Origin of the sequence: Mesorhizobium caraganae (assembly GCF_016836705.1) — a bacterium.
Taxonomy (GTDB): domain Bacteria; phylum Pseudomonadota; class Alphaproteobacteria; order Rhizobiales; family Rhizobiaceae; genus Mesorhizobium; species Mesorhizobium caraganae.
On the sequence record NZ_JAFCGY010000004.1, the window covers coordinates 126,093 to 148,294 of the forward strand.

The 22,202-nt window shown below is 63.5% G+C and carries 17 protein-coding genes; 6 read left to right on the forward strand and 11 right to left on the reverse strand.

All coding sequences use genetic code 11. The annotated features are described in order from the left end of the window. Positions 1 to 2: 2 nt before the first annotated feature. From JQK88_RS12590 to JQK88_RS12635, 10 genes are all read right to left on the reverse strand, one after another. Positions 3 to 2,564: a GcvT family protein gene (locus JQK88_RS12590; protein WP_192257542.1), complete on the reverse strand. Its 2,562-nt coding sequence runs from the start codon at positions 2,562 to 2,564 to the stop codon at positions 3 to 5. A gap of 154 nt (positions 2,565 to 2,718) precedes the next feature. Next, positions 2,719 to 3,477, reverse strand: a complete 759-nt coding sequence (locus JQK88_RS12595) for an FkbM family methyltransferase (RefSeq protein WP_192257544.1) — start codon at positions 3,475 to 3,477, stop codon at positions 2,719 to 2,721. Beyond that, positions 3,474 to 4,709 (reverse strand): glycosyltransferase 87 family protein, encoded by a 1,236-nt coding sequence (locus JQK88_RS12600; protein ID WP_203278456.1) that lies wholly within the window; start codon positions 4,707 to 4,709, stop codon positions 3,474 to 3,476. Before JQK88_RS12600 ends, JQK88_RS12595 begins: the two co-directional genes overlap by 4 nt. 15 nt (positions 4,710 to 4,724) lie before the next feature. Continuing rightward, complete coding sequence (locus JQK88_RS12605) at positions 4,725 to 6,155, reverse strand: aspartate aminotransferase family protein (protein ID WP_246501790.1); 1,431 nt, start codon at positions 6,153 to 6,155, stop codon at positions 4,725 to 4,727. 68 nt (positions 6,156 to 6,223) lie between these two features. Continuing rightward, positions 6,224 to 7,231, reverse strand: coding sequence for an NAD-dependent epimerase/dehydratase family protein (locus JQK88_RS12610; protein ID WP_203278457.1), 1,008 nt, complete (start codon positions 7,229 to 7,231; stop codon positions 6,224 to 6,226). Then, positions 7,228 to 7,662 carry an EamA family transporter gene (locus tag JQK88_RS12615; RefSeq protein WP_112565444.1) on the reverse strand — a complete coding sequence of 145 codons (435 nt, stop codon included), beginning with the start codon at positions 7,660 to 7,662 and terminating at the stop codon, positions 7,228 to 7,230. The genes JQK88_RS12610 and JQK88_RS12615 overlap by 4 nt, the downstream gene beginning before the upstream one ends. Positions 7,663 to 7,759: 97 nt before the next feature. Continuing rightward, the gene (locus JQK88_RS12620; protein ID WP_192257554.1) at positions 7,760 to 9,148 is read right to left on the reverse strand and encodes an FAD-binding oxidoreductase; all 1,389 of its coding nucleotides are present in this window, start codon (positions 9,146 to 9,148) and stop codon (positions 7,760 to 7,762) included. A gap of 3 nt (positions 9,149 to 9,151) precedes the next feature. Continuing rightward, positions 9,152 to 10,585: a UbiA family prenyltransferase gene (locus tag JQK88_RS12625; RefSeq protein ID WP_203278458.1), complete on the reverse strand. Its 1,434-nt coding sequence runs from the start codon at positions 10,583 to 10,585 to the stop codon at positions 9,152 to 9,154. Between the two features lie 206 nt (positions 10,586 to 10,791). Next, complete coding sequence (locus tag JQK88_RS12630; protein ID WP_112565226.1) at positions 10,792 to 11,055, reverse strand: hypothetical protein; 264 nt, start codon at positions 11,053 to 11,055, stop codon at positions 10,792 to 10,794. Positions 11,056 to 11,199: 144 nt separating this feature from the next. After that, complete coding sequence (locus JQK88_RS12635) at positions 11,200 to 13,689, reverse strand: mechanosensitive ion channel family protein (protein ID WP_192257558.1); 2,490 nt, start codon at positions 13,687 to 13,689, stop codon at positions 11,200 to 11,202. 183 nt (positions 13,690 to 13,872) lie between these two features. On the opposite strand from JQK88_RS12635, the gene JQK88_RS12640 reads away from it, so the two are divergent. From JQK88_RS12640 to JQK88_RS12660, 5 genes are all read left to right on the forward strand, one after another. Continuing rightward, the gene (locus JQK88_RS12640; protein ID WP_203278459.1) at positions 13,873 to 15,132 is read left to right on the forward strand and encodes a sarcosine oxidase subunit beta; all 1,260 of its coding nucleotides are present in this window, start codon (positions 13,873 to 13,875) and stop codon (positions 15,130 to 15,132) included. A gap of 11 nt (positions 15,133 to 15,143) precedes the next feature. Continuing rightward, on the forward strand, positions 15,144 to 15,440 hold the full coding sequence (locus JQK88_RS12645; RefSeq protein ID WP_203278460.1) for a sarcosine oxidase subunit delta: 297 nt from the start codon (positions 15,144 to 15,146) through the stop codon (positions 15,438 to 15,440). After that, positions 15,437 to 18,433: a sarcosine oxidase subunit alpha gene (locus JQK88_RS12650; RefSeq protein WP_203278461.1), complete on the forward strand. Its 2,997-nt coding sequence runs from the start codon at positions 15,437 to 15,439 to the stop codon at positions 18,431 to 18,433. The genes JQK88_RS12645 and JQK88_RS12650 overlap by 4 nt, the downstream gene beginning before the upstream one ends. Then, positions 18,426 to 19,028 (forward strand): sarcosine oxidase subunit gamma, encoded by a 603-nt coding sequence (locus JQK88_RS12655; protein WP_203278462.1) that lies wholly within the window; start codon positions 18,426 to 18,428, stop codon positions 19,026 to 19,028. Before JQK88_RS12650 ends, JQK88_RS12655 begins: the two co-directional genes overlap by 8 nt. Before the next feature lie 174 nt (positions 19,029 to 19,202). After that, positions 19,203 to 20,645 (forward strand): MFS transporter, encoded by a 1,443-nt coding sequence (locus JQK88_RS12660; protein WP_203278463.1) that lies wholly within the window; start codon positions 19,203 to 19,205, stop codon positions 20,643 to 20,645. A 22-nt stretch (positions 20,646 to 20,667) separates the two neighbouring features. Here the strand turns inward: JQK88_RS12660 and JQK88_RS12665 are convergent, their stop codons facing one another. Beyond that, positions 20,668 to 21,372: a nitroreductase gene (locus JQK88_RS12665; protein WP_192257567.1), complete on the reverse strand. Its 705-nt coding sequence runs from the start codon at positions 21,370 to 21,372 to the stop codon at positions 20,668 to 20,670. A gap of 284 nt (positions 21,373 to 21,656) precedes the next feature. On the opposite strand from JQK88_RS12665, the gene JQK88_RS12670 reads away from it, so the two are divergent. Further along, positions 21,657 to 22,199 carry a helix-turn-helix domain-containing protein gene (locus JQK88_RS12670; RefSeq protein ID WP_192257694.1) on the forward strand — a complete coding sequence of 181 codons (543 nt, stop codon included), beginning with the start codon at positions 21,657 to 21,659 and terminating at the stop codon, positions 22,197 to 22,199. Positions 22,200 to 22,202: the final 3 nt, after the last annotated feature.

Sequence of the window (22,202 nt, forward strand, 5' to 3'; positions counted from 1 at the left end):
GCTCAACTTCTTGGCTTCAAATTCTCCGGATCGTAGAGCGGCTTGTAGCCGACACCAGCAACCTCGACGGGATAGGTCTCGCCAAAATACTCGACACTGAGCTTACGGCCTTCCTGGGCATGGGCCCAGGGCAGATAGGCGAGCGCGATGTTCTTGCCGATGGTCGGGCCATAGGCCACGGAGGTGGTGAAGGAGCGGCGGCCGAGTTCATCGACCAGCGTCTCGCCGGTCTTCGGATCCATCACCGGCATGGTGCCGACGGGATAGCGGGCGACGCCTTTCGAATCGACGTTCTCGGTCATCACCAGCGTGCACAGGATCGCCGGCTGGTGCTCACGGGCACGGTACTCCACGTGCTTCGCCTTGCCGCAAAAATCGTTCTCCTTGACCTTTGGACGCGCGAGATCGGCTTCGAGCAGATTGTACTCGGTCAGAAGGTCGGCGTTCTGCAGGCGCAGGCTCTTTTCCATGCGCCGTGTGTTGGCGTAGGTCTCGACGCCGAACGGCATCACGCCGGTCGAGCGCAGGGCGTCCCAGACGGCGAGACCGTCCTCGTAGCGCATATGCAATTCCCAACCCTGCTCGCCGACATAGGAGATGCGAAAGGCGGTGACGTCCTTGCCGCCGATCCTGACCGGCTTGATCGCCGCGAACGGGAAATTCTCGAGCGACAGGCCGTCCGGATTTTCGACCACCTTCTGCAGCGTCGTGCGGGCGTTCGGACCCCAGATGCCGATGGTGACAAACTTCTCCGTCACGTCGGTGATGGTGACATCAAAACCTTTGTCCTGCGCGGTGCGCTGCATGTAGCGGAAGTCGCGCGGGCCGGCGTCGGCGCCGTCGATCAGACGGCAGCGGTCGGCCATGCGGATGACGGTAAAGTCGGCGCGCACCATGCCTTCCTCGTCGAGGAAGTGGGTGTAGATGCCCTTGCCGATGTTGTTGTCGCCGCCGATCTTGGCCGCGCACAGCCATTCCAGCAGCGCGACATGATCGGGACCCTCGATGTCATACATCGAGAAATGCGACAGGTTGACGATGCCGCAATCCTCGCTCATCGCCAGGTGCTCGGCATTGGAGACGCGCCAGAAATGGCGGTTGTCCCACTCGTTCTCGCGCACGGGAACCCGGTTGCCATACTTCTCCAGCAGATGCTCGTTGGCGGCGTAGCCATGCGCGCGCTCCCAGCCGCCCAGCTCCATGAAGTAGCCGCCGAGCTCCTTCTCGCGCTCCCAGAACGGCGAGCGGCGGATGTTGCGGCCCTTGGAGAACGGCTCGCGCGGATGCACCGCCGGATTGTAGACCTTCATCGCCGTCTCGGTGCAGCGATCCCAGATGAACTGCTCCTTGGTCTGGTGCGGGTAGAAACGCGCATAGTCGATGGCATGATGGTCGATCGAAGTGCGGCCGTCGGTCATCCAGTCGGCCATCAGCTTGCCCATGCCGGGCCCGTCCTTGACCCAGATGGCGACGGCATACCACAGGCCCCTCACCTTCTGGCTCTCGCCCATCGACGGGCCGCCATCGGCGGTCACCTGCAAGAGGCCGTTGAAGGAATGGCTTTCATTGTAGCCGAGTTCGCCGAGGATCGGCGTCAGCTCCATGGCGCGCTCCAGCGGCGCCAGGATCTGCTCCATGTCGAGGTCGCGCTGCGACGGCGACAGCCGTGCCTGGTCCTTTTCCAGGAGGTCGCGCGGATGGCAGAGGCGCGGATTGGTCTCTTCGTAGTAGCCCCATTCGATCTGGCCGCCCTCGGCCGTCTTGGGATCGCCGGTGTCGCGCATATAGGCCGAATTGCCCTGGTCGCGCAGCAGCGGCCAGCCGATCTCCTTGCCGGTGCCGGCGAACTCATTGTAGGGACCGAAGAAGGTCAACGGGTGGTCGATCGGCATCACCGGCAGGTCTTCGCCGACCATCTCGGCGATCAGCCGGCCCCAGATACCGGCGCAGACCACGACATAGTCGGCCATGATGGTGCCACGGTCGGTGACGACGCCCTTGATACGGCCCTCTTCGACGATGAGGGATTTGGCCGGCGTGTTGGCGAAGGATTTGAGTTTCCCCGACGCTTCCGCCTGGTCGACCAGCTTGCCGGCGACCGTCTGCGAGCGCGGAATGACGAGGCCGGCATCCGGATCCCACAGGCCGCCCTGCACCATGGACTCTTCGATCAGCGGGAATTTTTCCTTGATCTCGGCCGGCTCGATAAGCCGGGCACGGGTGCCGAAGGATTTGGCCGAGGCGATCTTGCGCTTGATCTCGTCCATGCGACTGTCGTCGCCGACGCGGGCGACTTCAAGGCCGCCGATGCGCGCGTAATGGCCCATCTTCTCGTAGAAATCGATGGAATAGAGCGTCGTCCAGCAGGACAGGAAATCATGGCTCGTCGTGTAGCAGAAGTCCGAGGCATGCGCGGTCGAGCCGATATCGGTCGGGATGCCCGACTTGTCGATGCCGACAATGTCGGTCCAGCCGCGTTCGATCAGGTGATGGGCGATCGATGCGCCGACAATACCACCCAGGCCGACGATGACGACCTTCGCCTGTTTCGGAAACTCTGCCATTGCCCGCGACTCCAAGGGGATAAAGCCGGCGCGTCCGCGCCCGTTCGAATGGCGCACAATATGCAGACGACGCGGATGGAGCTACCGCCTGTTTGCGACACGTCGCAGATGCGGCGCGACCAGCGCGCCGACGTGTCGTCAGTGGCGATCCGTCTCAGGCGAAGGCCCAGATGTCCTCTGCCTGGAAGCCGACCTGATAGCCCGCGGTCTTCAGCTTGACCACGACCTGGCCGATTTCCGGGGCGGGCAGCGCGCCGACCTCGACCTTGATCATGCCGGGACGATAGCGCTTGAGGTCGAGCTGCTCGAAGACGATCCAGTCGGCGCCCTCGCAATCGACTAGGAAAGCGTCGATATGCGTGATGCCGTTGCGGTCGAGCAGCGTCTGCAGCGTTTCAGACGGCACCTCGATATCCCTGAGGTGCGGGGCGAATTTGTTGAAATTGGCATCGGCCTCGCCCCAAGCATTCTTGCCCGACATCAGATTGGTGTCGGTGACCGACGAGCAGCCGATGAACTCGATCGGCAGCGTGCCGGCCTCGAGCGCTGCGGCATCGAACGTGTGGACCGTGATCGTGCCCTTGGCTTTTGTCACGGCCACCGGCTCGATGATGAAGCGTTCCGTGTCGGGGTAGTTGGCGCGCAGCCGTTTCTGATTGTACGGGATCGGCTCGACAAGCACGGCCCGCGCCTGCGGAATACGATGCAGCCATGGGGTGACGTCGTCGAACAACGCGCCGTCGCAGGCACCGACATTGACCATCTGGAACGGTTGCCCGCCGCCGCTAAAGCGCGCCTTCAGCGCCGCCTTGGCCAGGAATTTCGTGCCGCGCAGCGACGGTCCGCGATCGAGCAGGCCGGCGGGCAGGCCGAGCGAAAGGGCAATGCGAGCCAGGCCGGATACAGAACTCAAGGCTTATCTCCTGGTATGAGCTGCAAGGCGATGGGCCGCCTTCCACCTAGGCTTGCCGACGTCCACAGTGCCATGACCGGCCCCACCAGCAGCAGGAACGGCGGCAAAAGGTTGGGGAAATAGATGCGGGTATCGTGGATCGGGAAGACGGTGAATTTGGCCAGCACGCCGAGCACAAGTGCTGCCAGCAGAATGCCGGCGCGGCGATCGAGCCTAAAGCCGGCGCGGCTGAGCGCAAACCACCCGGCCAGCGCGAGCACTGAGACGCCGACCCAGCTGTTGAGCTCAATGGCGCGAAGGAAGGACGCGGCGAACGCCTTGAGATACGCGCCAACCGAAAACGGCGGCTCGAAACCATCCATATTGTAGTGCTGCTCGATGCTGGAGAACCACAGATGCGGCCACCAGCCGGGATGTTGCGCCCAGTGCGAGATGGCGAAATAGGCGACGAAGGAAGCGGCAAAGCCGGCCAGCGCCCCCCATGCCCGCTGCCGGAAAACCAGCAGCAACACGGCGAAAATGGCAAGGAAAACAATATTGTCCGGCCGCGCCATGAAGGCGAGGAAGAGCAGGATTGCAGTCGCTGCTTCGCGGCCGCGCACATAGGCGAGCAGACCGCCGAGGAACAGCGCCGAGCACAACAGATCCGGCGTCGAGGCGCGTGCCGCGTCGCCGAAATCGGACATGATCAGCACTGCGCCGACCACGGGCGCCAGCGCCAGCGCGCCTTCGGTTCGCAGCCACAGCAGTGTGATCATCCCGAACAGCAGCACCGAGACCACCTGCAGCACCCGCATCGCCTCGACCGGCGACATTACCGCGCTCATCGTCGACAGCATTTCGGCGTAGAGGAACTTGATCCGGTACATGCCAAGCAGCGAGTGGAAGTCAGCGGCATTTTCAGCCATATGGCTGCGGAAGCCGCCACCATCATCGGTCAGCGCCTTGTAGTCAGCGGCCGACACACCGGCCTGGACCGTGCTGTAGGCATAATCATGCAGCGCCTGCGCATCGGTGTACGTGCCCTCCTCGGCAACGGCGAGATAGGGCAGCATGTCCCAATTTGCGTCGGGCATCGTCCAGGCGGTGAAGGCCGTGAGCAGGATGTAGAGCGAAAACGCGATCGCGCCGATCGGCGCCGCCCATCGCGCATAAGTCCCCTCGCCCCACGCGAGAGCGGCAGCGGTCAGCCGGTCGAGTGTGCTTTGCGCGGCGGGAGGCTTGCTCAGCATTGTCAGGCTCGGGACTTAACGGACTTGGCTTTTGACGAAATCCTTCACGATCGACACGATGCCTCGCGACAACAGGCTGTCGAAGGCATCGACGAAACGATCGACATGCTCGCGCTGGCAGATCAGTGGCGGCTCGAGACGGATGACGTTGCGGTTGTATTCGGTGAAGGCGACGAGCACGTCATAGTCGCGCAACAAAAGCGCGCCGACGAAACCCGACAGCGAACCCTTCAGCTTGTCGTCGAGCACGCTGACGATCGGCCGCAGCACCATCGGCAAGGTCTGCGAGAAATCGTGGAACTCGAGCCCGACCATGAAGCCCTTGCCGCGCACATCCTTGATGATCTTCGGATATTTTTCCTTCAACGCCTGCAGACGCCGCAGCAAGTAATCGCCGGTTGAGGCGGCGTTGTCGATCAGCCCCTCGTCATAGAGTACGTTGATGCCCTCGATCGCCGTGATGCAGGCCTCGCCCATGCCGCCGAAGGTGGCCATGGCATGGATCATCGCCGTCTTCGGCGTGCCATAGGCCTTCATATAGACCTCGCGCCGCGCGATCATAGCGCCGACCGCCGCCTTGCCGGCGCCGAGCGACTTGGCCAGCGCGGTCACATCAGGCACGACGCCGTAATGCTCGAAAGCATAGAAGCGGCCGGAGCGGCCATAGCCGCATTGCACTTCGTCGGCCACCCACAGCACGCCATACTGGTCGCAAAGCGCGCGCAGCTTCTGCCAGTATTCGGCAGGTGCCTGGATGATGCCGCCGCCGCCCTGGATGGTTTCCAGCACGATGACACCGACCTCCGGATCGGAGCGGAACAGGCGCTCGACCGCGTCGATATCGGCGAACGGGATGCGCACCGTGTTCTCCGCCATCTTGAAGTCGGCGCGGTAGAGTTGGCCGTCGGTGATGCCGAGCACGCCCTTGGTCTTGCCGTGGAAGGAGTTCTCGGCATAGACGATTTTCGGACGCTTCGGGCCGGCGGCACGCTCGGCGAGCTTCACCGCTGCTTCCATAGCCTCCGAGCCGGACGAGCCCAAAAACACCATGTCGAGATCGCCGGGCGAGCATTTGGCGATGTTGTGCGCGAGTGCGGCCGCATATTGCGACATGAAGGCGATGGCGATTTCCTGGCGCTTTTCCTCCTGGAATTTGCGGCGGGCCTCCAGGATGCGCGGATGGTTGTGGCCGAAGGCGAGCGAACCGAAGCCGCCGAAGAAGTCGAGAATCTTGCGGCCGTTCTGGTCGATATAGAACATGCCTTCGGCCCGTTCGATCTTGATCTTGTGGAAGCCGAGCAGCTTCATGAAATGCAGCTGGCCCGGGTTGAGATGCGCCTTGAACAGGTCGGTCATGCGCGCGACATCCATCGACTTCGCCTGCTCGACGCTGATCAGATCGGGCTTGGCAATAGTGGTGGGCGACAGCGCCGGCGCACTGACCATGGTGCGCGCGTTCGTCTGCTCAGGCTTGGCCATGACGGTCATCTCGGAGTTCTCCTGGTCGTCCCATTCTATTCGGCAGGGACATGATTGGCGTTGACGGCAAGGCCGTCCTTCTTGGCGCGGTATTCGCTGTAGGCGGCGATCAGCATGTCCTCGTCGCGATATTGCGGCACCCAGCCGAGCTGGCGCTCGGCCTTGGACACGTCGAGAACGCACTCCTCATCGGCGATCAGATATTGTTCGGGATCCATGATCGGCATGTTCATGAGATCGAGCAGGTCGAGCGTGCGCTTGACCGCCCAGCCCGGCGTCGGGATCAGCAGTGATTTCGACCCGGCGTGCTTGATCAGGTCGCCGAGCAGTTTCCGAACCGGCGGCGGATTGAGCGAGCCCAGATTATAGGCCTCGTTGGGCACCCCGGCCTTCCAGGCCGCACGGGCGGCTTCCGCACAATCGAAAACAGAAATGAACTGATAGGGGTTCTTGCCCGAACCGATCATCGGCACCGGAAGGTTCCAGTCGATCAGCTTGAACAGCTTTTCCAATATGCCGAGCCGGCCGGGGCCGATGATCAGGCGCGGCCGGAACAGCGAGATCGACATGCCGCGTTTGCGCCATTCGGCGGCGAGCTCTTCTGTCTTCTGCTTCGACCAGCCATATTCGCCGAGCGGCGCGACCGGATGCTCCTCGGTCATCGGCTGGGTCACCGTGTGGCCGTAGATCATGTCGGTGGTGTAGTGGACGAGCTTGGGCGCGCCGGCTTTGCCCATGGCCTGCATGATGTGTTCGGTGCCGTGGAAATTCACCGGGAAGAAGAAGTCGTGGCGCTTGGCGCGCACCTGGATCGGCGACAGCATCTTGGCCGACAGATTGTAGACCATGTCGTCGGCCTTCAATCCGACCTTGGCCACCGAGGCTGGATCGGTGACATCGCAGGTGACGAAGCGAACCGAACGATAATGCGGCAGGTCGCTCTTGACGATGTCGGCAACAACAACCTCGTCACCGTCGGCCACAAGCTTCGGGGCAAGATGACGGCCGACGAAGCCGTCACCGCCGAAAATTATATGTCTCATCGAACGATCTCGTTTGTCTGGATCTTGTCGGGGTCAATGGAAGCCGTCTGATCGTCATGCCCGCGCCCGCTTTGCGCGATCAGCACCGTGCCGACGCAGATGAAGGCGATGCCGGCAATGCGCCAAGCGTTGAGGTCCTCGCGGAAGATGAAATAGGCGAAGATCGCGACCGCGACATAGGCAAGGCTGAGGAACGGATAGGCAAAGCTGAGCTCGACCTTGGACAGCACATAGAGATGCGACGCCATCGAGATGACGAAGGTGCACAGGCCGAGGAACACCCATGGGCTGAAGACGATCTGCAGGAGCTTCAGAAGCGGGTTGGTGCCTTCGAACGAAATCGGGCCAAGCGACATCATGCCTTGCTTCAGCATCAGCTGCGCGGCGGCATTGGTCATGACTGTGAACAGAATGAAGACGATATATTTCATATTTTCCACTCGCCGCTTGCGACGGTCCTACTATCAACCTGCAAACATTTCGTGAAGTCACGACAATGTTTTGAGCGCTTTGAGTAAACCATGGAATTTACGATCTATTTACCATGATTTGTTCGAATTGTACCTGTTCCACCGCCTCGACGCGTCCCCTTGGCATCTCCAGTTTTTTCGCTGTCCGCAGCCAGAAACTGGAAATAAACGCCGGGTCGCGCAGCGCTTCCAGTTGCTGCCAATCCGGGAAGGAGGCGGCGAAAGTCTCCGCACTCATGCGCGCATCCTTGTAAGGGTTGACCGCGCCGCCGGCCGCGACCGTGATGCGGTCGAGTTCGCCAAGCAGTGCCAGCGTCTTGCCGCCGCGATTGGGGAAATCGAGCGTCAGCGTGAAGCCGGGCCGCGGGAAGGACAGCAGACCCGGCGAGCGGATCGACCCGAAGCGCTTCAGCACGGTGAGGAAAGAGCCCTGCCCGGCCCGCCGCGCCGCGTCGAGCAGCGCCGGCACGGTCTGGCGCGCTGCATGTTCCGGCACCACACTTTGGTGCTGGTAGAGACCTTTGGGGCCATAGAGCCGGTTCCAGTCACCGACGCCGTCCAGTGGAAAGAAGAAGCCCTGATAGCCGGTTTGGCGCGGTTCTGATGAGCGCCCTTTCTTCCACCGGTAGGCGGCGTTGAAAGCAGTCAGGAACGGCCGGTTGAGGACGTTGAACGGCGGCTGGATCGGCACCGAAAGGCGGGAGCCGGCGCGCGACGCCGCATGCGAGCCATGCTCGGCGTGATTGCCCGACAACAACAGGCCGCGCCCGCGGCCATGGCCGCCGGCAAGCTGGTCGATCCAGGCGACGGCATATTCATTGGCCTGGTCGGCGGCCTCGGCCAGTTCGAAGAATTCACCGAGGTCGGCAAATCGCGCTGCCGTCTCGACGATGTCGAGAGAAGGCACCCGCATCAGCCGGATCGAGGCCGACAGGATCAGGCCAGTCAGCCCCATGCCGCCGATCGTCGCCGCAAACAGCCGGGCATTGTCCGTTGCCGAGCAGGTGTAGGTCCGCCCGTCCGAGCGCAGCAGCGTCAGCGATTCGACATGGCAACCAAAGGTGCCGCGCCGGTGATGGTTCTTGCCGTGGACGTCGTTGGCGATGGCGCCGCCAAGGGTGACGAACTGGGTACCGGGAACCACCGCCGGAAAGAAGCCGTAGGATGCGGCGCGCGCAATGATGTCGGACAGGAGCACGCCGGCTTCGGCCTCGAGCAGGCCGGTCTCGGCGTCGAAGGCGCCGATACGGTTCAGCGGCCGCATGTCGACGACCGCGCCTGGCTCGTTCTGGCAAGAATCACCATAGGAGCGACCGTTGCCATAGGCGAGCAAGCCGTTTGCCTTTGCCTTGCCGCTTTTCATCAGCTCCACAGCCGTATCGGCCGCGATGGTCCGCTTTGCGGCCGGCGTGGCGCGGCCGAAACTCTGGAACCGTTCGCCCGCCACGCTCTACCAGCCTCCGGCGACCAGCAGTGCTGCGCCGATAGCCACGATGATCTGGCTGCGCCAGTCGCGGATGATGAAGACGACCGGATCGTCGTTCATCTCGTCGCGGCGTGCCAGGATCCAGACGCGCATGGTCAAATACAGCACGATCGGCGCCAGCGGCCAGACCAGCCAGGGATGCGGATAGAGTTCGCGCACGGCGGCGCTGTCCATATAGAGCGCCAGCACCAACGCCGAGGAGAAGGCCGACGCCATGCCGGCCTGGGCGACGATCTCCTGGTCTTCGATGCGGTAGCCGCGGCCTGCAATACGCTCGCCCACCGGAATGGCGGTGGTGCGCAGTTCGACATAGCGCTTCACCAGCGCCAGCGACAGGAAGAAGAAAATCGAGAAGGCGAGCAGCCAGAACGAGACCTCGACGCCGGTTGCCGCGGCGCCCGCCAGCACGCGCACCGTGTAGAGGCCGGCCAGCGTCAGCACGTCGACCAGAAGCATGCGCTTGAACGACAGCGAATAGGCCGTGGTCACCACAATGTAGCCGGCGAGCACACCCAGGAACTCGATCGGCAACAGCAACCCAGCTGCAATGCCGATCGCCAACAGGCCGGCCATCGCGCCGAGGCCGAACGGGATCGACAGCGCGCCGCTGGCGAACGGCCGGTTGCGTTTGGTCGGGTGCTTGCGGTCGAGCGCAAGATCGAAGAAATCGTTGAGGATGTAGATCGCCGAAGCGACAGCACTGAAGGAGACGAACGCCAGCATGCATTGCCAGATCATGTTGGCGTTGAAGTATTCGTGCGACAGCACCATCGGCACCGCGATCAGCGAATTCTTCAGCCACTGATGCATCCGCAGCATCTTGACGAATGTCTTCAATGTCCTTTTTGGCGCCGGCACTATTTCGGCGCTATGCGCGGCCTGCCAGCGCTTCGCGTGGCGGTCGGGCGCCACGACGATGGCGTCGCGCGCTGCTTCGAAAACCCTGAGATCGTGACGGCTGTTGCCGGCATAGTCGAAACCGCCATCGCCATAGGCGGCGATGAGCGCGTCGCGCTTGCGGCCTGAGGTCATGTTGTGTGGACCGTCGGTCGCCAGCACATAGTCGAAGATGCCCAGATGGGCGGCGATCGCCTCGGCGAACTTGCGTGGCGTTCCTGTCGCCAGCACGATCTTGCGGCCGTCCACATGGTCGGCGCGCAGGCGCTGCAGCAGCGCTCCGCGATAGGGCAGTGAGGCCGGATCGATGTCGATGCGGTCGGCGATGGCTTGCTTCAGCCGCGCCGGGCCGGCGGCCAGCCAGAACGGAACCAGGAAGATATAGAGGGGATTCTTCTTAAGAAGGATGAACAGGCCTTCCCACAAAAGGTCGGTCGCAATCAGCGTGCCGTCGAGGTCGACCGCAAGCGGGATTGCGTTCTTGTCCGACCGCGCATCCATGTCTGTCCTGTCCTGCTCACAAACCCGTCGCGCCGTGTTTCGGCGTCTTCGCAAGGGTATAGCGGTGGAACGGCGTAGTGAACGTTAAAACGCCTGGTTGCAGCCGGTAGGCGCGACGATATTTCCCGCGTCATTGTTAAGCAATCACTACCACAAACAATAAAAGGCCGGGCATTGCCCGGCCTTTGCAAGAGCTGCCGCCGACTTTACTTGATGCGGGCAACGCCACCCGAAATTTCGACCGTTTCCGAGCCGGTCAGGGCCTCGAGGTCACCATTGGGTAAGGTGACGAAACAGCCGTTGGGGCAGAATTCCACGGTTTCGCCGGCGGCCAGCGCCAGCTCCGTCTTGCCGCCGCCTTCCGTCACGATCAGCGTACGGGTCTCAGCGTCCTTGTTGACCGCGCTGGCGGCAAAGGCCGAGCCATTCGCTGCGGTAAGAGCGATGGCGACGACGAGCGACTTCCACATTTTGCAATATCGGTGTTTCCACACCGCCTCTGTTGCATTTCGCAAGGCATTCTCGCCTTTGCATGTGAGCTTATATGAGATGCAAGCTGAACCGCAACTGAATGCCGCATTCATGCCGCAATTGGTTTGGGAGGAGCCCGGGCCCTAGCTGGGATCGGGTTTGCGCGGCTTGCGGCCTGATTTGGCCAGGCGCGCCTTCTCGGCGGCGGCTTCGGCCTCCGCCTGCTCCTTCTCGGCGAATTCGACTTCGATCTTGTCGTCGTCGAGCGGCCATGCCTCGGTCTGCTTGACCTTGACCTCCGCGCGCGGCGTCGAGGGGATTTCGATATGTTCGGCGTCAAAAGCATCGAGCACGGCAAAGCGGATATCGTTCTGCACGATGGCCCCGTTCAGCACATCGGCAAGAAACACGCGGATCTCGAACTCGAGTGCCGCCGCACCGAAATTGGTGAACAGCACGAAGGGCTCCGGGTTCTTCAGGACCAGCGGATGGCCGCGCGCAATCTCCAAGAGGATGGCGTGCACCCGCTTGACGTCGCTGCCATAGGCGACGCCGACCTTGATCTCCACACGCCCCAGCTTGTTGCGGTGCGTCCAGTTGCCGACGGCGTTGTTGATCAGGTTCGAGTTGGGCAGGATCACCGACTGCCGCTGGAAGGTCTCGATCTCGGTGGCGCGCACGCTGATCTTCTTGACCGTGCCTGAGGTGTCACCGGCGACGATCCAGTCACCGACCTTGAAAGGCCGCTCGGCGAGCAGGATCAGGCCGGACACGAAGTTGGACACGACATTCTGCAGGCCAAAACCGATACCGAGGGAAAGTGCACCGGCAACAAGCGCCAGGTTGGAGAGATCGATGCCCGCCGCCGAGATACCGACCAGACAGGCGACCGCGACGCCGGCATAACCGACCGCCAGCCGGATCGAATTGCGCACGCCGGTATCGACCTTGCCGCGCGCCATCACCGACCCGTCGAGCCAGCCCTGGAACCAGCGGGTCAGGAAATAGCCGATGATGAAAACGACGATGCCGCTGAGGATGCCGGTGACCGAAATCGTCACCGAGCCGATGGTGATGCCTGTTGCCAGCTTGTAGGCCCAGGCCTGGATGTCGCCGGGCTGGAACCCCCACATAAACAGGATCAGCGGCAGGAACACCAGCACGATCATCAGATTGATGGCGACGCTGACCACCAGGCCGAGCTGGTCGAGCGCGGTGTCCTCGTAGCTGGCATTGGCCGACAGCCAGCGCCCGATCGAGGTGCCGGCGAAACCGCCCTCCTCGCCGATCTCGCGTGCCGACAGGAAGCCGATATAGGCGGTGACCAGGATGGTGCCGGTGACCACGACCTGGACCGAAACGAAGATGGCCAGGCCGATATAGCCGAACAGCGCTGCCACAATGGTGGCCAGGCCGAGCACGATGGCGGTATAGCGCAGCCAGGTCGGCCATGGCCGCCAGCTTCCGTCGGAGCCCTTGTACGGCCTCAGCAGCGCCATCAGGATCAGGATGACGCCGACGATGATGGCGGCGACAAAACTTCTGGCGACCGTCAGCGACAGCGGCGAGCCCATACTGTCGTTGACCACCGCCAGGAAATAGTGGACGCCGATGACAATCGCCATGGCTGTCGTTAGCCGGACCAGCCAACGCGCCGGGCCGGTCTCAACCTGGATCAGGCGCCAGTTCGGCTGCCGCGGTTCCAGCGCCGCATTGGTCAGGCGGTTGACGCAGAAAACGACGGCGATGACGCCAGCCAGCGCGTTGAGGAAGAGGCCGATGTCGCCGCGAAGCACATTGTTATAATTGTACAGGAAGACCGTCGAAGCGAGAAAGGCGCCGACTGCCAGCGTCGGCAGCAAGGTCGACCAGAACGCCACCGACAGGCGGCTGAGATAAGTGGGGTCCTCGACCGATGGATCGGCTTCGAAGATACGCCCGAACAGGCGGCGCCCGCCGATGAATAATATCGCGGCCAGCCCCAACGACATGAAGGTCGCTGCGAGCATCGCCTTGAACTTGAACTTGAAGGCAAAGGTGAGCCAGGACGACACCGCCCTGAAAAGGTTGGCGTATTCGTCGCGGGCGTCGGAAAAAACCTGCGGGCTCAGCACGTCGGACAGCACATAGCGCTTGGTCAGCAGGTTGCGGAACAGTTCGCTGCGCATATTGCCGATCTTGTCGATCAGCCCGCTGATGCGGATCGACAGGTTCTGAGCGCTGGCGACAACCGCGTTGATCTCGGCCTTTTCCGACGCCAGCGCCTGGCGCTCGCCGGTCACGATGTCGGGCTCCTGCGGCTGGCCCGCCGCCGGCGGCGGACCCAGCACCTCGATGCGATTGTTGATGTCGGTGAGCCGCGAACGGAACGCCAGTGCACTGGTCAGCGCCGCCCGCGACAGATCCTCCAGCTGCAGACGGATATCGACGAGGGAGGCATCATCCTCGCCGTCCTGCTGTATTTTCTTCTCGAGATCGTCGGTCTTGGCCGTCAGGCCCTGAATGACCTTCTGCTGATCGGTGATCAAGCCGGCGGAGCCCTGGCCCAGCGCCTGCGCCATCGCCTCGAACGAAGGCGACGCCGAAATGATCAGCGTGAAAGCCAAAATGAGGCGAAGCAATCTCAAAAGCATGACTATTGGCGACTCACGGGCGGCAAAGGCATTCAAAAGCCTGTCCTTGATAAAGACGGCCATATCGTGGGGCAAGCCGTCGCATCGCGGCGTCGGCCAGTCGAAAAGCCATGGCGCAATCTTGGCTTTGCGCCCGCCGCCTGCTCTATAGTCTGCCGCATCGCACCAAGGATGGCATGAAGAATGGCGGAGTATTCAGCCCTTTCGCTTCTCACGAACGCGCTCAAGGGAAACCAGGACTGGAAGCCGGCCTGGCGCAAGCCCGAGCCCAAGGCCTCCTATGATGTCATCATCATCGGCGGCGGCGGCCATGGCCTGTCGACGGCCTATTATCTGGCCAAGGAGCACGGCATCACCAATGTCGCGGTGCTGGAGAAGGGCTGGCTGGGCTCCGGCAATGTCGGCCGTAACACCACGGCCGTGCGCTCCAACTACCTGCTGCCCTCCAACACCCGCTTCTACGAACATTCGATGAAGATGTGGGAGAACCTGTCGCACGACCTCAACTACAACGTCATGTTCTCGCAGCGCGGCTGCCTGAACCTGGCCCATACGCCGGCCCAGTTCGACGACTATGCACGGCGCGGCAACGCTATGCGCCATCTCGGCGTCGACGCCGAGTTGATGAGCACCGCCGAGATCAAGCGGCTGGTGCCGGCGCTGGACGTTTCGGCCTCGGCGCGCTTTCCGATCGTCGGCGGCCTGATGCAGCCGCGCGCCGGCACCGCCCGCCACGATGCGGTTGCCTGGGGTTATGCCCGCGGCGCTGACCGCCGCGGCGTCGATATCGTCGAGAATTGCGAGGTCACAGGCTTCCTGCGCGACGGCGACCGCATCACCGGCGTGCAAACGACGCGCGGCGAAATCCGCGGCAAGAAGGTCGCTGTGGCGGTTGCCGGCAGCACCGGACGGGTGATGCAGCTTGCCGGCATCGACCGGATGCCGATCGAGAGCCATGTGCTGCAGGCCTTCGTCACCGAATCGCTAAAACCCTTCATCGACACGGTGCTGACCTTCGGCATGGGCCATTTCTATATGTCACAGTCCGACAAGGGCGGCCTCGTCTATGGCGGCGATATCGACGGCTACAACAGCTACGCCCAGCGCGGCAACCTGCCGATCGTCGACGAGGTGATGAGCGAGATGCTGGCGCTGTTTCCCGGCCTTGCCCGCGTGCGCATGCTGCGCTCGTGGGGCGGCGTCTGCGACATGTCGATGGACGGTTCGCCGATCATCACCGCTGGGCCGCTGCCGGGCATGTATCTCAATTGCGGCTGGTGCTATGGCGGCTTCAAGGCGACGCCGGCCTCGGGTTGGTGCTTTGCATACACCATCGCCAAGGACGAGCCGCACGAGTTAAACGCGCCCTTCACGCTCGACCGATTTTATCGGGGGCTTGTGATCGACGACAAGGGCCAGGGCGCAACGCCTCGGCTGCATTAGGGTTGAATCAAATGCTTATCACCTGTCCCTATTGCGGCCCGCGCGACGTCATCGAGTTCACCTATCAGGGCGATGGCAACCGCGAGCGCCCGCAGCCCAACTCGCAGGACCTCGACGCCTGGAATGCCTATGTCTACGACCGGCTGAACCCGGCCGGCGACCACAATGAGATCTGGCAGCATTCCGGCGGCTGCCGCACGCATCTGAGGATGGTGCGCAACACGGTCACGCATGAGATTTCCAGCACCGGTTTCGCGCGCGGCGACCACAATGCCGTCGCCCGGCACAAGGAGGGGGGCAAGTCGTGAGCCCGCGCCGCATCGAGACCGGCGGCCGCATCGACCGGCTGCGCACCATCCGCTTCACATTTGACGGTACCCCTTACACCGGCCATGCCGGCGACACGCTGGCCTCGGCCTTGCTTGCCAATGGCGTCACGCTGTTCGGCCGCTCGTTCAAATACCATCGTCCGCGCGGCCTGCTGTCGGCGGGCGTCGAGGAGCCGAACGCACTGGTGACGGTGCTGCGCGGCGAAGTGCGCGAGCCCAACATCGCCGCGACCATGGTCGAGATCTATGACGGGCTGGTGGCTGTCAGCCAGAACCGCTTTCCCTCGCTCGCGTGGGACGTCAACGCCATCAACCAGCTCGGCGGCAAGCTCCTGTCCGCCGGCTTCTACTACAAGACCTTCATGGGGCCGGTCTTCGGTCCGCTGAAGGGCACCCGTTTCTGGATGTTCTGCGAGCATTTCATCCGCCGCGCCGCGGGTCTCGGCAAGGCCGGCATTGCCGCCGACACTTCGCGCTACGAGCGGATGAATGCGTTCTGCGACGTGCTGGTGGTCGGCTCCGGCCCGGCCGGCCTGTCGGCCGCAAAGACGGCTGCCGACCAGGGCGCGCGCGTCATCCTGGCCGAGCTCGATCCGCGTTTTGGCGGCTCGGCCAACTGGTCGGGCGAAACCATCGACGGCGCGCCGGCCGCCGACTGGGCAGCACGCACCGTCAGCCAACTCGAAGGCCACGACACGGTCCGCCTGCTGCCGCGCACCACGGTGTGGGGCTATTATGACGGCAACACGCTGGCCGCGCTCGAGCGCGTCACCGATCACAAGGAAGTGCCTGGGAAGGGCGAACCGCGCCATCGCTACTGGGCCATCCGCGCCAAAACGGTGGTGCTGGCCACCGGCTCGTTTGAGCGGCCGCTGGTGTTTCCAGGCAATGACCGGCCGGGCGTCATGCTGGCGCATGCGGCCGAGCGCTATGCCAATGACTATGGCGTGCTGCCCGGCGACAGGATTGCGCTGTTCACCAACAATGACAGCGCCTATCGCTCGGCGCTGGCGCTGAAGAAGGCCGGCGCGGCCATTGTCGCCATCGTCGACGTGCGCCCCGAGCCTTCCTCTGAGATGCGCAGCCTGGCCACCGAGGCCGAAGCCGAAATCCTCTCCGGCCACGCCGTGGTCGCCACCGAGGGCGGCAAGGCGCTCTCCGGCCTCAAGGTGCAGCGCTTCGACATGAACTCCGGCTTGCTCAGCGGCGACGCCCGCAGCATCCACGCCGATTGCCTGCTGATGTCGGGCGGCTGGTCGCCGACCATCCATCTGGCCAGCCAGGCCGGCGCGAGGGCCGAATGGAACCCTGCCCGCCAGGCCTTCCTGCCACCGAAGCCGACGCAGCAGCGCTGGATCGGTGCGGGCGCTTTCAATGGCAGCTTTTCGACCGTCGAAGCCATCACTGAGGGCCGCGGCGCCGGCCTGTCCTCGGCAGGCGGCGCAAGCGCGCCGGCAGCCTTGCCCGATGTCGAAGCAGCCCCTGGGGATCCCAATCCGGCGCCGGTGTTCGAGATCAAGGCGAAAGGCAAAAGCTTTGTCGACTTCCAGCATGACGTCACCGCCGAAGACGTGCGGCTGGCGCATCGCGAAGGCTTTGTCTCGGTCGAGCATTTGAAGCGTTACACCACGCTCGGCATGGCGACCGACCAGGGCAAGAACTCCAATGTGCCCGGTCTCGCCATCATGGCCGAGGCGTTGGGTAAACCGATCCCCGAAGTCGGCACGACACGCTTCCGCCCGCCCTATTCGGCGGTGTCGATCGGCTCGCTCGCCGCCGAACGTTTCGGCGATCTGAAGCCCGAGCGGCTGACGCCGATGCATGACTGGCACCTCGCCAATGGCGCGACCATGTATTCGGCCGGCCTCTGGTTCCGGCCGATGATCTACGGCCTTGCCGGCGAGACGATCGAGCAGGCCTATGTCCGCGAAGCCAAGGCGACGCGCGAGAGCGCCGGCATCGTCGATGTCTCGACGCTGGGCAAGATCGCCGTGCAGGGACCGGATGCGGCCGAATTCCTCGACCGCGTCTACACCAACATGTTTTCCACCCTCGCCGTCGGCAAGGCCCGCTACGGGCTGATGCTGCGCGAAGACGGGCTCGCCTTCGACGACGGAACCACATGGCGGCTCGGCGAACAGGATTTCCTGATGACCACCACCACGGCGAACGCCGGCAAGGTGATGCAGCATCTGGAATATTTCCTCGACGTCATCTGGCCGGAGCTGAAGGTGCACGTCACCTCGGTGACCGACGAATGGGCAGGCGCCGCGATCGGCGGACCGAAAGCGCGAGCCATCCTCGCCGCCTGCGTCACCGGCACTGCCGTCGACAACACAACCCTGCCCTTCATGGGCATTGTGCATGGACAGATTGCCGGCGTCCCGGTGATGATTTGCCGGCTGTCGTTCTCCGGCGAGATGGCCTTCGAGGTCTATTCCGGCGCTGGCTACGGCACACATGTCTGGGAAGCCTTGATCGAGGCCGGCAAGCCGTTCGGCCTGGTCACCTACGGGCTGGAGGCGCTGGGCACGATGCGCATTGAGAAGGGCCACGTCACCGGCGCCGAGATCGACGGCCGCACCACGGCGCGCGACCTGCATCTCGACTGGATGCTATCGAAGAAGAAGCCGTTCATCGGCTCGGCGATGATGGACCGCGAAGGCCTGATCGCGCCCGACCGGCTGCAGCTGGTCGGCCTGGTCTCGCTCGACAACCTGCCGCTTAACGGCGGCGCCCACATCGTGGCGGAGCTGGACGAGACCAATCCGCACGATTCGCTCGGCCACATCACCGCCTGCTGCTATTCGCCGGCACTCGGCAAGCATATCGCGCTGGCCCTGGTCGAGGGCGGCAAGGCGAGGCATGGGACCCGTGCGTTCGTCTCCGATCCGCTACGCAAACGTTTCGGGCCGGTCGAGATCGTCTCCAACCACTTCTACGACCCGGACGGGAGCCGCATGCATGGCTGAGCGCCAATCACCCGAACGCCTTTCGCCGCTCGAGCCGGTATTCCATCCGGGTTCGCACGGCAATTTCGAACATGGCGTCGATGTCATCCTGACCGAGACCCGGCCGGGCTCGATCCTGCAGCTTGCCGCATGGCCGGGCGCGGAGAAGCAGCTGATCGATGCGATCCGCAAGGTCACCGGCCTCGCGCTGCCCGATGGCGCCGGCGGCGGCGTTGCCGGGGACGGCAAGGCCGTATTTGGCTTCGCGCCGGGAAAGTTCACGGTCGTTGACGAGGCCGAGGGCCTGGCATCGGCCTTTTCCAAGGCCGTCACCCCGGCCATCGGCACCGTCACCGACCTGTCGCATGGCCGCACCGCCATCCGCATCGCCGGGCCGAAGGCCGAATGGGTGCTGGCGAAATTCTTCGCCATTGACTTCGCTTTGCCCGCCTTCCCCATCGGCGCCGGCCGCTCGACCACGCATCACGATATCTTCGCCCAGATCCAGCGCACCGGCGCCGACCAGTTCGACATCTATGTCTTCCGCTCCTTCGCCCGCTCGTTCTGGAAGGCGCTCTGCCATGCGAGCGAGGAAGTCGGCTACGAGGTCCAGTAGGGGCGCGGCAAAAAGGCTCCGTCATCCGGCCTCTGGCCTCAAGGCCGGCCGGTTCTGCCGCTAGAGAATCCTGCCGTGGAAGCCCATGGTGGGAAAGGTGGCCGCCCAACCGGTCCAAGGGGTTAAAAGAATCCCGTCTCAGAGTCGGCATCGTCGTTTGGTTCGAACATCCCCATGACCGCAGAACTATCCGCCGGTGCCACGGATCGCGCCGATGTGTCGGCCAGAGCCTTGCTCCTGCTGCCGCTGACGGTCGCCTGCGGCGTGTTCATTACCAGCCTCGACCAGAATGTCGTGGTCACCGCGCTGCCCGGCATCAGCGAAAGCCTCGGCCGCCCGCCCAGCCAGCTCGGCCTGCTGATCACCGTCTATGTCGCCAGCCTGATCATCTCGATGCCGCTCGGCGGCTGGGCCGCCGACCGCTTCGGCCTGCGCAATGTCTACTGCTTTGCCTTGCTGGTGTTCGCTGCGTCATCGGCGCTCTGCGGGCTGTCCAACGACATCTGGACGCTGGTCGGCGCCCGCGCCCTGCAAGGGTTTGGCGGTGCCTTGATGGGCACGCTCGGCCAGGTCGTCATCCTGTCGACCTTCCCGCGCAGCCGTACGCTGAAGATCAACATGTACATTTCGCTCGCCGGCCAGTCCGGACCATTGGTCGGCCCGCTCGTCGGCGGCGCGCTGACCACCTACATCTCCTGGCGCTGGATCTTCTTCATCAACGTGCCGTTCGCGCTGGCGGCAGCCATCCTTGCCGCCTCGCTGTTTCCGACGGTCACCAAACCGGTGCGCACGCCGTTTGATTTTCCAGGCTTCCTGCTGGTCGGCAGCGGCATGGTGCTGCTGGTCTTCGGCATGGACTCACTTGCCGCGAAAGATGCATCCGGCAGCATGATCGCGGCCGAGCTGGCGCTGGCGATCGTCATCCTGACGCTTGCCTCCTTCTACTGCCTGCGTGCCCGCAACCCCTTGCTTGACCTGAAGCTCCTGCGCATCCGCACCTTCCGCATCTCCTTCCTCACCGGCGGCGGGCTGGACACGATCGGTTTGAGCTCAGTCGTCTTCCTGCTGCCGCTGATGTTCCAGCTCGGCTTCGGCATGACCGCGGTGCAGGCGGGATCGCTGACCTTCGTTGCCGCAATCGGATCGCTGATCATGCGTGTCTTCATGCCGCGCCTGCTCAACCGCTTCGGCTTTCGCCGCGTGCTGGTCGTCAACACGCCGATCGTTGCCGCCATGGTTGCCGGCTTTGCCTTGATAGAGGCCACCACACCGGTCTGGATCGTGCTTGCCTATATCTTTGCCTTCGGTGTCCTGCGCTCGGCGCAGTGGGCGTCGACCGGCAATCTCGCCTATTCCGACATCGCCCCCGACCAACTCGCCCGCTTCAGCGCGCTCTACTACATTCTGTGGCAGCTGGCGGTGGCGATCAGCGTCGGCCTGGCGGCGGCGCTGCTGTCCTTCCTGGCCGGCGGCGGGCCGGCCGTGACCAACGATTTCCGCATCCTGTTCGTGGTCGAGGGCGTCATCACGCTATGCGCGCTGATCGCCTATCTCAAGCTGACGCCGCAGGACGGCGCCCATGTCAGTGGTCACCACGCGCAGATGACCGTGGAATAGAACCGGCGAGCTAAGGCCCGCCCTATTCGCTGAACGTCACCCACTCTTCCAGCGGCACGCGGTCGGTGCGGAAGTCGTTTTCGGGCTTGGACGTGTCCTCATGGCCGAGCGCCATGCCGCAGACGACGATCTCCTCGTCGGGAATGTTGAGCACCGGCCGGATCTGCCGGTGATAGGGCGCGAAGGCTGCCTGCGGGCAGGTGTGCAGCCCCCTGCCCCGCGCCGCCACCATGATGTTCTGCAGGAACATCCCATAATCGATCCACGAACCCTGGTTCAGCCGCCGGTCGATGGTGAAGATCATGCCCACCGGCGCATCGAAGAAGACGAAGTTGCGGTCGTGCTGGGCGCGCATCTTGTCGACCTCGCGGCGACCGATGCCAAGCGCCCCGTAGAGCCCGAAGCCGTTGGCGCGCCGACGGGTGAGATAGGGTTCGAAGAACTGGGTGGGATAATAGCGATACTCGTCCCAATCGGCCTTTTCGGCGCGGATACCGGAGTTGAGGATGGCATCTGATATCTGCTGCTTGATCTCGCCCTTGACCACATAGACCCGCCAGGGCTGCATGTTGGTGCCGGAAGGCGCGCGCGCGGCAACGGAGAGAATGGCGCGGATCGTCTCGTCATCGACCATGTCGGGCAGAAAGGCGCGCACCGAACGGCGCGACAGAATCGCCTCGTCGACAACAGCCGCGTCCTGCGCGATTTGGGCGTTTTTTTCCAGCATGGGCCGTTCCTTTGCGCATACCCGGAAAGCCGAAACGGCTTTCAGGGAAGACCTTGCGCAGATTCCAAACCTTGGTCGCCGACCCGGCGCCCCCCACATCAGCCGTTCGTGGCCGAGCCTTTGCATGAACCGTCAAAATCGCGCAAGCAAATCTTGTGGCCTCATGAAAATCCCCTTGATTTTTTCACGGGCGTGGGCTCTCATGAAATTCACTCCGGAATTTTCATAAAGTGAGCGTTTTGTCCCCAGCCATCGCCAAAACATTGCAGGGACCTGACGAACGCCTGCTGGCGAGCGATATCCGTGCGCTGCGCAAGGCGCGTGGGCTGACGCTGGCCGAGATCGCGCTGAAGCTCGGCCGCTCCGTCGGCTGGGTCAGCCAGGTCGAGCGCGGCCTGTCGATCCCTTCGCTCGGCGACCTCAGAGCCTTCGCCGACCTGTTCGGCGTGCCGCTCAGCCTGTTCTTCAGCCACGACGTGCCGATCGAGAAGGAGCGCGGCGTCGTCGTGCGCGCCGGCAGCCGGCGCACGCTTGGCACAAGCGAATCCGGCCTGGTGGAGGAGCTTCTATCGCCCGATCTCGGCGGTAGTTTCGAGATGGTGCGCTCGATCTTCGCGCCAGGCGCGGAGATGAAGACCGAGCAACTGCGGCCGACCGAGGAAGCCGGCTATATCGCTTCGGGTATTTTCGAGATCGAGATCGCGGGCGTCTGGCATCGTCTAGTCGAAGGCGATTCCTTCCGCTTCGAGCGCAAGCCGTACCGCTGGCGCAATCCCGGCACCGAGCCGGCCGTGGTTATCTGGGTGGTTTCCCCGCCCGTATATTGAATT